The sequence below is a fragment of the Vibrio rumoiensis genome (assembly GCF_002218045.2).
Classification (GTDB): Bacteria; Pseudomonadota; Gammaproteobacteria; order Enterobacterales; family Vibrionaceae; genus Vibrio; species Vibrio rumoiensis.
The window spans coordinates 2612567-2629704 of sequence record NZ_AP018685.1 but is presented as its reverse complement, the minus strand read 5'-3'; the positions used below and the strand labels follow the sequence as shown (position 1 = coordinate 2629704).

Sequence of the window (17138 nt, the reverse complement as noted above, 5' to 3'; positions counted from 1 at the left end):
ACATCCATTCGGTGTCGCTTTCTTTTTGCCTATCGTTTAGTGTTGCTGCTTTAACTATCTTTATTATTATCAATTAACATAGGATCCACTGTGATTAATTGTTTTCCACAAAAGATCCTTTCAATGCTTTTAATCCCATTATGATCTAATTTAATTTAAGTTATTGTTTTTAATTAATTAAAATTATTTTTCGAGAATGATCTTGATTTTATTGAAATCTTATTAGAAAAGTTAACAACAAAGTTATCCACAGGTGATGCAGCCGTGTTTCCGACATAGGAATAGATTCATAAAGCGAGACGTGGCATTCTAAGCGGATCGTATGTTTCTCACCAGCTTGGGTACTAGACACTATGGCAACAATCGCTGACAACTCATTGATTCTTATTGATGGATCTTCTTATTTATATCGAGCCTTTCACGCTTATCCTGAAAGTATGAACAATGGCAATATTCAAACTAATGCTGTGTACGGTGTAGTTAACATGCTGCGCAGTATGATGAAGCAGTTTTCTTCTGAACGCATTGCTGTGGTATTTGATGCCAAAGGAAAAACTTTCCGCGATGACATGTACTCTGAATATAAAGCGAACCGACCGTCGATGCCGCAAGAGCTACGCGATCAAATTGAACCTTTGCATAATATTATTCGAGCAATGGGGCTGCCGCTGATTTGTGTGCCGGGTGTTGAGGCTGATGATGTGATTGGTACCTTGTCTTCACAGGCTTCCAAACAGGGCATGCCAGTGTTAATCAGCACGGGTGATAAAGATATGGCTCAGCTGGTGGATGATAACGTTACCCTTATTAACACCATGACCAATGTTGTGATGGACAGGGAAGGCGTAATTGAAAAGTTTGGTTTACCGCCAGAGCTTATCATCGATTATCTCGCTTTAATGGGCGATAAAGTCGATAACATTCCTGGTGTACCGGGTGTCGGTGAGAAAACCGCGGTCGCTCTATTACAAGGGTTAGGCAGTTTAGAAACCATTTATCAAAATTTAGATAAGATCGCCGATCTTTCTTTTCGTGGTTCGAAAACCATGGCGAAGAAGCTGCTAGAGAATAAAGAAAACGCTGATCTTTCTTACCTGTTGGCGACGATCAAACTGGATGTGGATCTCGATTGTCAGCCGCAAGATCTTTGTAAAGCCGAGCCAAATAAAGATGAATTAATTCGATTGTTTGGTGAGCTGACGTTCAAATCTTGGTTAAACGAATTATTGGAAGGTGGCGACGGTAAAATCGCCGCCGTAGACGGATTGGCACAGGTGAAAGCGGAACAACGTGGTGGCGCGACTCAAACCGCAACCAAATCCGCGACCACCGCGGATGCACTTGAAGTGGATATGAGCCCTGCCAATATCGATCGTAGCCAGTATGAAATCATTTTTGAGAAAGAAGTATTCCTCGCTTGGCTAGACAAATTAAAAGCATCCGATGTATTTGCTTTCGATACCGAAACCGACAGTTTGAATTACATGGAAGCCAATTTAATTGGTTTGTCTTTTGCGGTTGCTGAAGGCGAGGCTGCATATGTGCCAGTGGCGCATGATTACCTTGATGCGCCAGCGCAACTGGATCGCGCTTGGGTACTTGAGCAACTTAAACCGATTCTTGAAGATGATGGACAAGCCAAAGTCGGCCAGAATCTGAAATACGATGCCAGCGTATTAGCGCGTTATGATATAGAGATGAAAGGCATTCGTTTTGACACCATGTTAGCTTCTTACGTGTTTAACAGCGTGGGCGGTAAGCATGATATGGACAGCCTCGCATTCCGTTTTCTGCAGCATAACTGTATTTCTTTTGAATCGCTGGCAGGGAAGGGCAAAAATCAACTGACGTTCAATCAACTTGATATTGAAGAGGCTGGGCCTTACGCTGCTGAAGATGCTGATGTGACACTGCGTTTGCATAACCGCTTGCAAGCCGCTTTAGAGCAAGATGCGGGTTTGAAATCTATCTATCAAGATATCGAAGTGCCTTTAGTACCGGTCATTTCACGCATTGAACGCACCGGTGTGATGATTGATGACATGCTGCTGAATGCGCAATCGAAAGAGTTGGAAACTCGCCTTGAAGAGCTAAAAACCAAAGCCTTTGAGCTAGCAGAGCAAGAATTCAACCTAAACTCCCCAAAACAATTACAAGCGATTCTGTTTGAAAAGATGGGCTTGCCAGTGGTGAAGAAAACCGCTTCAGGCGCGCCATCAACCAATGAAGAAGTGCTGCAAGAGCTTGCGTTAGATTACCCATTACCTAAGCTGATTTTAGAAAACCGTGGCTTAGCGAAATTGAAATCGACTTATACCGATAAACTGCCGAAGATGATCAACCCGCAAACTGGACGAGTGCATACTTCGTATCACCAAGCGGTCACCGCGACTGGACGTTTATCATCAACCGATCCTAACTTACAAAACATTCCAATCCGTAATGAAGAAGGTCGCCGGATTCGCCAAGCGTTTGTTGCGCCACATGGCTGGAAGATTTTAGCAGTCGATTACTCACAAATTGAATTACGCATCATGGCGCACTTATCGGGCGATCAAGCGTTATTGGATGCTTTTGCCCAAGGTAAAGACATTCACTCAGCGACCGCCGCGGAAGTGATGGGGGGCAGTATTGAACAAGTGACCTCTGAACAGCGTCGCCGCGCTAAAGCGATTAACTTTGGTTTGATTTACGGCATGAGCGCCTTTGGTCTCGCTAAACAACTTGGTATTCCTCGTGGTGAAGCCCAGCAATATATGGATGTGTATTTCGAACGTTACCCTGGCGTAATGCAGTATATGGAAGATACTCGCTCAAAAGCGACAGAACAGGGTTACGTTGAAACCTTATTTGGGCGTCGTTTGCACTTGCCAGAAATCAAATCAAGCAACGGTATGCGTCGTAAGGGCGCAGAACGTGCGGCGATCAATGCGCCAATGCAAGGTACAGCGGCAGACATCATTAAGAAAGCCATGCTGATTGTTGATCAGTGGATCCAAGCCGAAGGTAATGGTGAGGTGAAACTGTTGATGCAAGTACACGATGAATTGGTGTTTGAAGTCAAAGAAAGCGAATTAGAACGTATTGAAATAAAAATACAGGAATTAATGGAGTCAGCGGCGAGCTTAAATGTGCCATTAGTGGCGGAATTTGGCCATGGAGACAACTGGGATCAAGCTCACTAAGACTTGGCTGTTTCATTTACATTTGTTTTTATGAGCCACCTCACGAGGTGGCTTTTTTTTATCCGAAATAAAGTTTTGATTTTATTTGAAAATTGGTAGTTTTTACAAAAAAGGTGAAAATTTAGTACAGAAAAAACTTGATCTGAGTATCATTTCCGGTAGATTAAGAGGCGTAGGGTACAGAGGTAAGATGTTCTATCTTTTAGACCTTTTGTTTCACGTTATTGGATTAGGCTGTTTCAGCCGCCCCAGTCAGTTTTTGACTGGGGCGTTTTTTCTTGTGCGAAAGGAAAAGTAAATCACGGTAACTTATTGAATATAATTGTTATTTTAATTGTTCCCTCTGTTCCTATCTTGTTGAGGCTCTCAACTCTTCTTTAATCAGATTCTAGCTCATCATTCCTGATTTGATTCTTTTCAGAGTAAAATTCATTTTGTAGTAAAATAACAGAATAAATCACCAGTATTCAGCGTGAATCGTAGGTTTAATTTACTGATGAAAACAAGATTGTGAATTGCTTCGTAATTCATTTGTAATATCAATGAAAACTGGTCGTTGATGGGGGCGTTGTGGCAGGATTCAATGTCCAGCAATAATGATTAAATTGTGCTTTCTTGTGTTTTTGAAGTGCTTGGTTAATGCTTAAACCATAAAAAGAAAACCTCCATTTCTCTCCCATTTTCCCCACTGGCCGCCATGCTTTTGGGGATTTCTTTTATTAGGTGAGTAGGTGTACTTTTTAGTGAATCAATAAATTTGAGATATAAAAAAGCAGCCTCAGTTTTCTTTGGCTGCTTTCGTGCTATATGAGGTTGGTTAAGGTTAGCCTTTGCTTACATCATCCTGAATTTCAGGGTTCGTAATGATGACATCATCTTCAGCGGCAAATTCAGTAGCAAGCTCTTCGCGATGTAACTGTTCAATCATCTCTTCGCTCATTAAGGCTGGAGCGAACCATGAATCGAGTTTATTACGTAATTGGTCAACGCCAAGCCCTTTTAAAGAAGAGAAGACATCAACTTGAACATCACCACAAAACGCCATGGAAGCTTCACGGATTTTTAATAGCTGTGCTTTGCGTGGACCTTGTTTCAATTTATCGGCTTTGGTTAGGAGAACTTGAACCGGAATATTGACTTCTACTGCCCAGTAAATTAATTGCTGATCGAGATCTTTCATCGGATGGCGAATATCCATCAGTACCACTAAACCCTTTAGGCATTCGCGTTTTTGTAAATATTCACCTAATGACTTCTGCCATTTCTTTTTCAGTTCAACCGGTACCTGTGCAAAACCATAGCCAGGAAGATCAACGATGTGACAATTTTCTGTCACTTTAAATAAGTTTATTAGCTGAGTACGACCCGGTGTTTTACTGGTTTTCGCCAGGTTTTTCTGATTGGTTAATCGGTTTAATGCACTCGATTTACCGGCATTAGATCGGCCAGCAAAAGCAACTTCAATGCCTTCGTCTTCAGGAAGATGGCGAATATCTGGGGCACTCGTAATAAAGTGGGTATTTTGATAATGGATTTTTTCCATATTTGTTAACTCCATCTCCACTTTTGTAGAGGAATGATTGCTTTTATGTATAATTGTGTACAATTGGTTTACTTGTCTAGCTAAGACTCAATATGCGTACACCAAGTGATCTTGGACATAGTGTACCATGAACGTTGACGTATCGTGGTAGTGGAAGCTGAATAATTATAAATGGAATGTCATGAAAAAATTAGTCCTCCTTATTAGTTTAGTTGCCAGTTGCTCAGCATGGGCACAAGGTAATATTGATGCAGGTAAAGAAAAATCTGCAACTTGTGCTGCTTGTCATGGTGCGGATGGTAATAGTCTAGTGGCTCAATATCCTAAGTTGGCCGGTCAACATGTTAAGTATTTAGAAAAGCAGTTGCATGACCTGAAACTGGGTATGAGCAGTGGTGGTAAGCAAGGTCGCTATGATCCTGTTATGAGTGCCATGGCGATGCCACTGACTGATGAAGACATTTCGGATCTTTCCGCTTATTACGCTTCTTTACCACAATCCGAAGGTTCAACCCCTGAAAATGTGGTAGAAAAAGGCAAAGCTTTGTATTTTGCTGGTGATGCAGAAAAAGGCCTAACGGCTTGTGCTGCTTGTCATGGCCCTCGTGGAGACGGTATGGAGCTTGGTGGCTTCCCGAAAATTTCAGGACAGCAGCCTGATTATATTAAAGCTCAATTAGAAAAATTCCGCTCTGGCGATCGTTCAAATGATATGAACGCGATGATGCAAGATGTCTCTAAACATCTGACCGATGAAGAGATAGATACTTTGTCTAAGTACATCGGCGGATTACACTAAGTTTGCAATCCAAATCGTCAAAACAGAAACCCTCAATTTGTCGAAATAAATTGAGGGTTTTTGGCTTTTCAGGCAAAAAATCTTTAGTAATATTGCTTAATAAAACTCCACTCTAACCGCCATTTCTGGTATGTTGCGCATCCTTAATCTAAGGGGGTGATTTTATGCATACCTGTCCATTGTGCCAAAGCAGCCAAACGGATATTTATTATGAGGATATCCGCCGTCAGTATTTACAGTGCCAACAATGTGTTTTGGTATTTGTAAACCCAGATCAGCGTGTAGATGCTGAAGCTGAAAAAGCGGTGTATGATTTGCATGAAAATGACCCTCAAGATCAGGGTTACCGTCGCTTTTTATCGCGAATGGCGGATCCATTATTACAACGTATTGCTCCGCACTCTCAAGGTTTAGATTTTGGGTGTGGGCCCGGTCCAGCACTCTCGATGATGCTTGAAGAACAAGGGCATCAAGTGGCGTTGTATGATCTTTACTATTACCCTAATAAACAGGTTCTACATCAAAAGTATGACTTTGTGACGGCAACAGAAGTGATTGAACATCTTTTTAGCCCGAACCTCGTATGGCAACAATGGCTTGATATGTTAAAGCCGGGTGGCTGGCTTGGCGTGATGACAAAGTTAGTGAAGGATGTGGATGCATTTGCAAGTTGGCATTATCGACATGATCCCACGCATGTGGTGTTTTTTAGCCGGGAAACTTTTGAGTTCTTGGCGCGTCGCGACCAGCTTCAGCTTGAATTTATCGGTAATGATGTCATGTTACTGAAAAAGGCTGAGTAATCTATTTCGGCCTTAAAATAGGAAAAAATAATGTCTCGTAAGAAAAAGTCTAGAAAACCAGGTTCAACTGGCTCTGAAGAAGTGATTGTTACTCGTAATCGCTCAGAATCGGATGTCGAAGGTCGTTTACGCAAACGTCTGAACAAACGCAAAGGTTTAAAAACCGGTAGCCGTCATTCAGATGGTTCAGGTGCGCATAATCAACGTACTCAGGGGAGCTCTAAAGATCCTCGTCATGGTAGTAAGAAGCCTATTCCTTTGGTTGTTGAAGCGAAAGCAAAACCGTCGAAGCAGCAACGTAAGCTTAATGCAGAGCAAGAGCTTGAAGCGATCCAAAACGATCCTCAATTGAATGTGTTGATCGACCGCTTAGACAATGGCGAAAAATTGGGCGCAGGTTTGCAGACTTATGTTGATCAGAAACTGGATCGTTTAGAAGCTTTAATGAAGCAACTTGGCATTTTTGATGAAGATGACATGTTAGAATCTGAGCCTGAAGACGAAATGGCGGAAGATAAACCGGTCGCCAAAAAGACGAAAAAGCCTGCTTCTGATGACGATTTATTATCACAATTTGAAGACTTAGATTTAAACGATTTTAAATAAATGAAGCGCCCTGATTGAATGCTGGTTGGGGCACATCTAGCGGAAGGAAAGTTATGCTGATCGTATTGTTAGCCATTGTTGGAGCCATCATTATTATTGCTTTAGCCAGCTATGCTGGTTTTTTGCTGATCAAAATTAAAAAGCAAAAGCAATTGATTGAGATTCAACAACAAAGGGCAATTGAAAAGCGTAACGCGAATATCTTTGAGAATGTGAATACCTTATGTATGGCGGGTATTCACGAGCAATGTGATTTATCTGAAATCGTGATTCGTGTGTATTGCATCATGGATTACGTGCAAGGCGATGATCGTGTTGATTTTGCTCAAGACTACCCTGCGATTTATGAATTGTATGAAGTGGTTAAAAATATGGCTCGTGGTGAAGAGCGCCAAAACCTTGTGAAACAAGAGCGAATGAAGCAGAACTTAGCGCGCCAAAAAGCCGAGTCTCGTTTAACCGAGTCGGTGATTGCTGAGCTTTCTTTGTTAAAAGCTCGAATCGCACCGCTAAATAACCAAATTCCAATTAAAATGATGTAGAACAAACTAAGCTTGGTTTTAGCCTTTATAGGTATATGAATATTGAGCAACAAACGGTATTGATAACCTAAAGTTTAAGTAATCTAAATATATTCAGTGCGTGTATTATTGAAATAATAAGTGGAAGTCATGATGTCAAAAGAACAAATAGTGTGGGACCAAGCAATGCTAGAGAAGTATAACTACTCTGGTCCTCGTTATACTTCCTATCCAACTGCGGTTGAATTTCATGAAGCTTTTACCATTTCTGATTTAGACATGGCTTGTGCTGATTACCCTGAACGGCCATTGTCGCTCTACATCCATATTCCATTTTGCCATAAGCTTTGTTACTACTGCGGTTGTAATAAAGTGATTACTCGCCATCAGCATAAAGCCGATGATTACTTGCAGGTCCTCATTCAGGAAATCCGCGAGCGAGCACCGCTTATCCAGCAGCGTCAGGTAAGCCAATTGCATTTTGGTGGCGGTACGCCAACGTTCCTCACTAAAATCCAAATGACGCGTATTATGACGGCTCTACGTAGCGAGTTCACCTTTACTGAAGATGCTGAAATCAGTATTGAAGTCGATCCGCGTGAAATTGAGCTGGATATGCTTGATCATTTACGTGAAGAGGGCTTTAACCGCCTGAGTATTGGTGTGCAAGATTTTGATAAAGAAGTTCAACAGTTGGTCAACCGTGAACAAGATGAAGATTTCATTGTTGCGATGGTCGCAAGAGCGAAAGAGTTGGGCTTCCGTTCCACTAACCTTGATTTAATTTATGGCTTACCGAAACAGACACTGGCGACCTTCTCACATACGCTAGAAAAAGTGTTAGCCATGAAACCTGGGCGTTTATCTATTTTCAATTATGCCCACATGCCACAACTGTTTGCCGCACAAGCGAAGTTGAAAGAAGAGCATATGCCGAACGCTGAGCAAAAAATGGCGATTCTGCAATACACAATTAACACCCTGACTGAAGCCAGTTATCAATTTATTGGCATGGACCATTTTGCTCTACCAGATGATGAACTGGCGGTCGCGCAACGAGCAGGTGTATTGCACCGTAATTTCCAAGGTTACACCACTCAGGGCGATTGTGACTTGATTGGCTTTGGTGTGTCGTCTATCTCAATGGTTGGCAATAGCTACGCGCAAAACCAAAAAGAGCTGAAAAAGTATTACGCTCAGGTTGATGAAAAGCGTCACGCTTTATGGCGCGGTGTGGTACTCGATCAAGATGATTTGATTCGCCGTGAAGTGATTAAGCAGCTGATCTGTAACTTTACTTTAGACAAGGTTTGGATTGAGAAACAATTCGATCTAAATTTTGAGCAGTACTTTAAAGATGACCTTGCGTTACTGAAAACCTTTATTGATGATCACTTAGTTGAGGTCAGCGACTCTCACATTTCAGTGACTTTACGAGGCCGCTTATTGATTCGTAATATCTGTATGTGCTTTGATACCTATTTACGCACTCGCGCTCGTCAGCAACAGTTTTCTCGAGTGATCTAGTCTCTATCTATTGAGATAAAAAATGCCGTCATTCATAAGAATGGCGGCATTTTTCATATTTGACATATAGATAGATAAAGCCAATTTAAGATCATTTTAGAGGGAAGCGGGTTGCCCACTCTTGCAGTGGAGAAGGACGGCCATAGAAGAACCCTTGAACTTGCTGGCATTTCAGCTTAGATAGAACGTATGCTTGCTCTTGTGTTTCAATCCCTTCAGCAACCACTTCAATATCCATATCGCGCGTTAATGATAAAATTGCGGCTGCAATCGAGTTATTGCCGTTCTCTTTGCTTAAGTTTTTGACAAATACCCGGTCGATTTTCAAACAATCAAATGGGATGGTTTGTAGGTAAGCTAATGAAGAATAGCCAGTGCCAAAATCATCGATAGCAATCCCGACGCCCATTGCTCTGATCGCTTCAATGTTCTCAAGTAATAATGGATTGTCATCAATCAGATTACTTTCAACGACTTCTAACGTTAGGTTATTCGCGGATAACTTGGTTTTATCTAAGACATGCTTTAGTTCTGATAAGAATTTTTCTGACGCCAGTTGATCGACGGCGACATTGACATGCATATGGAAATCTTTAGGCCAACGACCAGCATCAATTTCATTCTGGGTATCTTGGCAAGACTGCAATAAAATCTGATAACCGACTTGGTGAATTAGCCCCGTTTCTTCTGCAATTGGAATGAATTGCATGGGCGAAACCATGCCTTGAGTTGGCGATAACCAACGAGCAAGTGCTTCAGCACCGATAATCTTACCGCTTTCTAAATTCACGAGAGGTTGATAGAAAGGCACAAATTCGTGATTTTTTAAGCCTTCGTTAATTTGTAAGATCGTTTGTGTTCTTTTTAATGAGTCTTCTTCAATATCCGTTGAATAGGTCGTATCTTTACGTTGATGCTTTTTTGCATGACTTAAGGCAATACTCGCTTGGCGAAGTGATTGTTCCACATCGTTGCTATTGATTGAGCCGCTACCAATGGCTGGTGTTAGAAGAATATTTTCCATTCCTAGTCGAATCGGCTTATCAAAGCTTTTGATGATCGAGTCAATGAGCTTTTGTTTCGCTGGTAAATCCATATTGAGTGCAATAATTGCGAATTCACTGCCACCGACTCTAGCTTGAACACTGTGTTGAGGAGCGAGATTAGTAATCATGTCACCAATTAATATCAATAAGCGATCGCCAGTTAGATAGCCCAAAGTGTCATTGATATTACGGAAATTTTCAAAACCAAGTACAAAAACAAACCCGTCGATTCTTTTGTAGCTTCTTACCGACTCAATTAAACCTTCTCGACTATAAAGGCCAGTTAACGAGTCAAATGCTAACTGTTTATGCAAATCGGTAAAGGCGGTTTGAAGATCGGTCGCCATCTCATTAAATGATTTAACTAAGGTGTAGGTTTCAAAGGTTTGACCTGAGACCGGTAGTTGAGTGTCCCACTCTTTTTTCGCTAATTTTTGTGCAGCTTTTGCCGTTTCCGTGATCGGTGAAGTGACGCGAGTTAAGAAAATGAATCCGGCTAAACATAATATGATGGTGCTGACGATAATGGTGATATTCATCATATGTTGTTGACTAGACATCTTTCCAAGTACCTCTGATTCTGGGATGGATATCGCGATATGCCAATTCAGTCCATATTGGTCGCTAAAGCCAGTGACATAGCCAAAGTGTTTTTTATTATCGACAGAAAATTCAAATAAGTGGTCATCGCCAATCGATTGAGATAAGTAAGCTTTGGAGGCAGCATTAATAACTGGATCGGTACTCGCGTAGATGGCACGGCGACCGCCTGAAATTGATAGAGGGTTATGGACTTCCGTTTTTGGTGCATCATCACTGAGCACACTCAGTTTATCTGATGATTCGGATTGAGCGATGAGTCGCTGATCGGCATCAAAGATGAAAATAGAGCGGTTATGCTGATTTTGTTGCTCAGTGAGTAATTGGTTAAACGTTGAAATTTTGATATCAGCAGCAATAACCCCATACAATTGATTAGCTCGCATAATAGGCGTGAGAGCAGAAAGGGTAATATCTTGTTTCTCATCATTATTGATGTAAGGTTCAGACCACATTTGCTTACGTGCGTTGACCACTGGTGCGTACCAAGGACGAGGGTGCATGTTGTAATCTTTGACCTCGTATATCATTTTATCTTGTCTAGTGTGGCCATCAAACACCATTAACGCACCATTCGTTGTCTCATCTTTTAATAGTAGAGATAAAGACTGATCGCCTTCTCTGCGGAACCCATAATAGTAACCGGTTTTATCGATGCCGACATTCAGGGTGTCGAGTTGTGGTAGTTTATCTTTAACACTTTGATATACATCGAATAAAAAGTGGGTTTTATCTTTAGATGTGCTACCAAGCTCATCAAAATGGTGAAGAATAGACTCGCTGAGTGTTGAGCTAATAATAAACGAGGGATACAGAAAGTTGCCCAAATTCGTTTGCACGGTTTGAGCCATTGTCGTTAATTCTTTTTTGCTGATGTCTTCTAAAGTATTTTTGTAACTAATCGATTGAATAACAAAAATAACCGCACTCATTGCGAAGAGAATTAAAGTCAGAGGTAAAATAATAGCAATTCGTAATGTTAAGCGAGGGGCTTTCATGTAGGTCAATGTTTAATAAAAAGACAATGAACAATTATAATAAAAAAACGGTGATCTTGTAGGTATTTTTAATGAAAAGACGCAATTATGCATGCTTCATCAATAATGCATATAAGTTTGTCCGATCGGTATTATAGAGACTGATGTATCATGTGATCTTGATAACATATGACACATCAGTCTAGTAACAATTAATCGACATTGAGCTCTTTTAATTTTCTTGTCAGAGTATTTCTTCCCCAACCTAATAGCTTAGCGGCATCTTGCTTGTGGCCATTCGTGTGGGTTAACGCTGTTTGCAATAAAATACGCTCAAATTCAGGTTGGGCAATATTCAGCAGTTCTGATTCCCCTGCAGATAATGCCGCTCGAGCCCAAGATTCCAACTGTTGTTGCCACGATCCTGTAGAATCATCTTGACCGGTCGTGCGCTTTTCATGGACAAGCTCTGAAGGTAAGTCGTTTGGTAGGACTTCACTACCACTCGCCATGACGGTTAACCAACGGCAGATATTTTCTAGTTGGCGAACATTCCCCGGCCAAGGTAATCGATTGAGGGTTTCAACCGTACTTGGATGTAAGGTCTTCATATCGACCCCAAGTTCATCTGCCGCACGGCCCAAAAAGTGCGATGCCAATTTTTCAATATCTTGGCGACGTTCACGTAATGCTGGAATGTGAACACGAATGACATTTAAGCGATGAAACAGATCTTCTCGGAAGCCACCTTGGTTAACCAGTTTTTCTAAATTTTGATGGGTCGCAGCAATGATTCGTACATCTACACTGACTGGTGCATGGCCACCGACACGGTAAAACTGTCCATCCGCAAGCACCCTTAATAAACGGGTTTGAATGTCTAGTGGCATATCGCCGATTTCATCTAAAAATAGAGTGCCACCATTGGCTTGCTCAAAGCGTCCTTGTCTTACGCTATTGGCACCGGTAAATGCGCCTTTTTCATGACCGAATAATTCTGATTCAATAAGATCTTTTGGAATCGCCGCCATATTTAAGGCAATAAACGGGTTTTTAGAACGAGGGCTATGGCGGTGTAAAGCGTGAGCGACTAACTCTTTACCGGTTCCTGATTCGCCATTGATCAAGACTGAGATTGATGAGCGAGATAAACGGCCAATTGCACGAAACACTTCTTGCATCGCAGGAGCTTCGCCCAAGATTTCTGGCGTCACGGTTTTTAGACTTTCTTCGTTGGTTGTTGAGTGCTTTTGTTCATAACTATGCGTAATGGCCCTTTCAACGAGAGTAAGGGTTTCATCAATATCAAATGGTTTTGGCAAGTATTCAAATGCACCTGTTTGATAAGCATTGACCGCTGCATCTAAATCGGAATGGGCGGTCATGATGATCACGGGTAAATCAGGATGACTTCCTTGCACTTGTTTTAGCAGCGCTAAGCCGTCCATACCTGACATACGAATATCTGAGATTAAAACATCTGGGGTCTCTCGCTCTAATGCCAGTAACACGCTTTCGGCATCGGCGAATGTTTCACATTGGATATTGGCTGATGATAATGTTTTTTCTAATACCCAACGGATTGAGCTGTCGTCATCTACGACCCATACAAATCCTTTACTCATATCCTAATTCCTTGCGCAAGTTCGATAAGTTAAACAACATGTGAGGCCACTCTTTATTGGATTTAAACCGTTTGGATCGGTAGATAAATCGTAAATACGGTATGCCCTGGCCAGCTTTCAACATCAATCTTTCCGTTATGCTGGTCGATAATATTTTGTGAAATAGATAAGCCTAAGCCAGTTCCGCCTTCTCGCCCGCTGACCATTGGATAAAACAAGGTATCTTGTAATTCACTTGGAATACCTGGCCCGTTATCTATGATTTCAATGCGAGCCACGAGCTTATGACGGTGGCCATGAATATTGGCTTGATAGACGGTACGAGTTTTAATCGTAATGGTGCCATCTGGTTGTGACGCTAGAATCTGGGCTGCATTGCTGGTGATATTTAAGAATGCTTGCTCAACCTGATCGGCATCCATCACGATATTCGGCATGCTCGGATCATAATCTCGCTCGATCAACACTTGGTTACCAAATTCTAGCTCGACCAATTGACGTGCTTTTTCTAGTACTTCATGCAAATTGACGGGGATTTTTTTACCCGGCTTTTGTGGGCCGAGTAGTCGATCAACCAAAGCACGTAGACGATCCGCTTGTTCTATGATGATCTGGGTGTACTCGTTTAAATTCGGGTCGGGCAGCATGCGACCTAGTAGCTGAGCGGCGCCTCTCAGCCCACCAAGTGGGTTTTTAATCTCGTGTGCCAATCCTCTGACCAATAGTTTCGCTGCTTGTTGTTGAGCGTGCTGGTTAAGCTCTTGACTTAAGCGGCGTTGTGAGTCGATTTTACGAATTTCGACTAATAGCATTAAGCGTTGGTCATGTTGTGATTGGACAGAAAGTGGGCTGGCGGTGACTTCAAGTAGCATGGGTTTTCCATTAATGACGAAAGTCACGTCACTGTCGGTAATGCTTTGTCCGCTTTGTAATGGTTGCGTAAATAATGCCAAATCCATAGAGGCATGTTGTATTAGCTGAGATAACGCTGTGTTGAGGAGTCGTTTGGCACTTTGTGAGAATAATTGTTCAGCGGCAGGGTTGGCATAATGCACGGTCAATTTTTCATCAAGCAATAAAGTTGCCGTTACCATATTGCCAAGAATAGTGGCAATAAGATCATCGCTTTGGATGGTGTGATTAGTCATTACGCTCAAATCCATTTAATTGCACTAAAAAGGTGCACCTGAAAGTTTCAGTATGGAGCATGATAAAATTGAGCACAAACAAAAATACACGTTTTTATTTTTGTTTTAAGCAGTTACATGAGTATAGCGCTTACTTTTACGACGAATAAGGGCTTATTGCTTTGCTGATCATACTACTACTTCACAGTTGTTCTATGTAGGTGCACTGTGATTGTATTAGATGATGCAATAACCTTGCCGCTTTCGACAACATTGACTGAAAAGGTGTGTGTTCCTCGGTCTATATTGTTTAACTCCCATAACGAGGGCGTTTGAGGTGCACCATAAGGTTGCGTATCCATCATTAATTGTAGAGATTCACCGATTTTTAGCTTTCTGTTGAGCTCAACTTGCACTGTTATGAAGCCTCGATTACTGCGGATTGTCTGATCGTCTTGTAGATTGGCAATCTTAAGCGTGATTTTTTTCTGAGCTTTGGCCGGTTTTGGTGAGTCATCTTGTTTTGTTATTTCGGTGTCGTTTGGTGTGTTATTGCTTTTAGAGTTATCCGTAGAGCTCAGTAGGGCCTCAGTAGGTTGTTTGGCAACTTGAGTGCTATCACCATATTGAGGCTCAGGAGCCGGCGCTTTAATATCTGGCAACGAGACCATTTCTTTAGTGTTTACTTGGGCTGGGGGCGGGCTATCGCTAAAGTGAGTGACACCTTTTTGGTCTGTCCATTTGTAGACTTGTCCTGCGAGAACGGATTGGCCCATGATGAGGTTAAGTAACAATACTGATATAAAGATCCGTTTCATTATGGGTACCGTGTTGTTGAAAATATCTTATCAATAGCTTAATCGATGGCTATTTGACCACAATAAAAAAAAGGCTCACCTGAGAGGCGAGCCTAAAATTTTTATCTGGTTTACACCGTTACAGAATAATTCTGATCAGGTTAACCGGTTTTGATTATACCGAGTAGTATAATTCAAACTCTAATGGGTGTGTTGCCATGTTAACGCGTTCTACGTCTTTTGATTTCAGAGCGATATAAGAATCGATGAAGTCATCAGAGAATACGCCACCAGAAGTTAAGAACTCACGGTCTTCGTCTAGTGCTTTTAGAGCGATTTCTAGTGATTCTGCTACTTTTGGAATCTCAGCTGCTTCTTCTGCTGGTAGGTCGTACAAGTCTTTATCCATAGCATCGCCAGGGTGGATCTTGTTCTTAATACCGTCAAGGCCAGCCATTAGCAATGCCGCAAATGCTAGGTATGGGTTCGCTGCTGGATCTGGGAAACGAGCTTCAATACGACGCGCTTTCGGGCTTGGTACCACTGGAATACGAATCGATGCTGAACGGTTACGTGCAGAGTATGCAAGCATAACTGGTGCTTCGAATCCAGGAACTAGACGCTTGTATGAGTTAGTTGATGGGTTAGCAAAGGCGTTGATTGCACGCGCGTGCTTGATGATACCACCGATGTAGTAAAGCGCTAAATCAGATAGGCCGCCGTACTTATCGCCAGCAAATAGGTTTACACCGTCTTTTGCTAGAGATTGGTGAACGTGCATACCAGAACCATTATCACCAACGAGTGGCTTAGGCATAAAGGTTGCCGTTTTGCCGTAAGCGTGAGCAACGTTATGCACGACATACTTGTAGATTTGAATCTCATCAGCTTTTTCAGTTAGCGTGTTGAAACGACATGCGATTTCGTTTTGACCCGCTGTTGCGACTTCATGGTGATGCGCTTCAACAACTAAGCCCATTTCTTCCATGATTAAACACATTGCAGAACGAATATCTTGAGATGAATCGACTGGTGCAACTGGGAAGTAACCACCTTTCACGCCTGGACGGTGACCTTTGTTGCCTTCTTCATAAGAAGTACCTGTGTTCCAAGCCGCTTCTACATCGTCAATTTTAAAGAATGCGCCAGAGATGTCGTTACCGTATTTGATGTCATCAAATAAGAAGAACTCAGGTTCTGGACCAACAAGTACCGTATCAGCGATGCCTGTTGAACGCATGTAATCTTCAGCACGTTTTGCGATTGAGCGTGGATCACGGTCGTAGCCTTGCATAGTGGCAGGCTCAAGAATGTCACAGCGAATATTTAGCGTTGCGTCTTCTGTGAATGGGTCAAGAACTGCACTTGATGGATCTGGCATCATGACCATGTCAGATTCGTTAATGCCTTTCCAGCCAGCGACTGAAGAACCATCGAACATTTTACCGTCTTCAAAGAAGTCAGCATCTACTTGGTGAGCAGGGATAGAAATATGTTGCTCTTTACCTTTGGTATCGGTAAAGCGTAAATCAACAAATTTAACTTCGTTTTCTGTGATCAGAGAGAGTACATTTTCTACTGACATCTTGGATAACCTCCGGTGTTATTAATACTGTTTGAACGATAAAAGTGATTCAACCCAATGAATCTAGCTTTCAGCGATCTTGATTTAAAAAATAATCAATGATGCTTTCAATAAAGCCAAAATCGTGCCAAAAAAATAAATCCTTAAAAAACAAAAAGATAAAGCTATTCATTCCAATTAAGTGCATTACTGTGCACTTAAATGGTGCTCGATTGCATTGTTTTGGTGCGGTGCGCGCCATTGTGATGCAAACGGTTAAATAACTCCCTCTATTCAGCCGAGAATTGATCGATTTGTCAATGTAAAAGGGTGAGGTTTGGTACAGCATGGTGCGTAAAGCACATTATTTTTTATTTATTGGTCTTGCGGGGGGGAGCGAATCTTGATGCGACTAGGA

General features: G+C 41.9%; 12 protein-coding genes. 6 read left to right on the top strand and 6 right to left on the bottom strand.

Going from position 1 to position 17138, the window contains the following annotated elements; all coding sequences use genetic code 11:
- Positions 1–353 precede the first annotated feature (353 nt).
- Positions 354–3185 (top strand): DNA polymerase I, encoded by a 2832-nt coding sequence (polA, locus tag VRUMOI_RS11985; RefSeq protein ID WP_089137693.1) that lies wholly within the window; start codon positions 354–356, stop codon positions 3183–3185.
- Between the two features lie 823 nt (positions 3186–4008).
- Here polA and yihA read toward each other — a convergent pair.
- On the bottom strand, positions 4009–4728 hold the full coding sequence (gene yihA / locus VRUMOI_RS11980; RefSeq protein ID WP_231897462.1) for a ribosome biogenesis GTP-binding protein YihA/YsxC: 720 nt from the start codon (positions 4726–4728) through the stop codon (positions 4009–4011).
- A gap of 181 nt (positions 4729–4909) precedes the next feature.
- On the opposite strand from yihA, the gene VRUMOI_RS11975 reads away from it, so the two are divergent.
- The 5 genes from VRUMOI_RS11975 to hemN all read left to right on the top strand — a co-directional run bounded on the left by VRUMOI_RS11975 (position 4910) and on the right by hemN (position 8984).
- The gene (locus tag VRUMOI_RS11975; RefSeq protein WP_089137695.1) at positions 4910–5527 is read left to right on the top strand and encodes a c-type cytochrome; all 618 of its coding nucleotides are present in this window, start codon (positions 4910–4912) and stop codon (positions 5525–5527) included.
- Positions 5528–5691: 164 nt separating this feature from the next.
- Positions 5692–6330 (top strand): class I SAM-dependent methyltransferase, encoded by a 639-nt coding sequence (locus tag VRUMOI_RS11970; protein ID WP_089137696.1) that lies wholly within the window; start codon positions 5692–5694, stop codon positions 6328–6330.
- A gap of 30 nt (positions 6331–6360) precedes the next feature.
- The gene (yihI, locus tag VRUMOI_RS11965; protein WP_089137697.1) at positions 6361–6936 is read left to right on the top strand and encodes a Der GTPase-activating protein YihI; all 576 of its coding nucleotides are present in this window, start codon (positions 6361–6363) and stop codon (positions 6934–6936) included.
- Between the two features lie 53 nt (positions 6937–6989).
- Positions 6990–7478, top strand: a complete 489-nt coding sequence (locus VRUMOI_RS11960; protein ID WP_089137698.1) for a DUF2489 domain-containing protein — start codon at positions 6990–6992, stop codon at positions 7476–7478.
- 132 nt (positions 7479–7610) lie between these two features.
- Positions 7611–8984 carry an oxygen-independent coproporphyrinogen III oxidase gene (gene hemN / locus VRUMOI_RS11955; RefSeq protein WP_231897461.1) on the top strand — a complete coding sequence of 458 codons (1374 nt, stop codon included), beginning with the start codon at positions 7611–7613 and terminating at the stop codon, positions 8982–8984.
- A 91-nt stretch (positions 8985–9075) separates the two neighbouring features.
- Here hemN and VRUMOI_RS11950 read toward each other — a convergent pair whose 3' ends face one another.
- From VRUMOI_RS11950 to glnA, 5 genes are all read right to left on the bottom strand, one after another.
- Positions 9076–11628 carry a bifunctional diguanylate cyclase/phosphodiesterase gene (locus VRUMOI_RS11950; protein WP_089137699.1) on the bottom strand — a complete coding sequence of 851 codons (2553 nt, stop codon included), beginning with the start codon at positions 11626–11628 and terminating at the stop codon, positions 9076–9078.
- A gap of 191 nt (positions 11629–11819) precedes the next feature.
- Complete coding sequence (glnG, locus tag VRUMOI_RS11945; RefSeq protein ID WP_089137700.1) at positions 11820–13232, bottom strand: nitrogen regulation protein NR(I); 1413 nt, start codon at positions 13230–13232, stop codon at positions 11820–11822.
- A gap of 62 nt (positions 13233–13294) precedes the next feature.
- Entirely contained in the window at positions 13295–14380 is a 1086-nt protein-coding gene (gene glnL, locus VRUMOI_RS11940) for a nitrogen regulation protein NR(II) (RefSeq protein WP_408646229.1), read from the bottom strand.
- A 176-nt stretch (positions 14381–14556) separates the two neighbouring features.
- Positions 14557–15177: a DUF4124 domain-containing protein gene (locus VRUMOI_RS11935; protein ID WP_231897460.1), complete on the bottom strand. Its 621-nt coding sequence runs from the start codon at positions 15175–15177 to the stop codon at positions 14557–14559.
- A 154-nt stretch (positions 15178–15331) separates the two neighbouring features.
- On the bottom strand, positions 15332–16741 hold the full coding sequence (gene glnA / locus VRUMOI_RS11930) for a glutamate--ammonia ligase (protein ID WP_089137702.1): 1410 nt from the start codon (positions 16739–16741) through the stop codon (positions 15332–15334).
- Positions 16742–17138 lie beyond the last annotated feature (397 nt).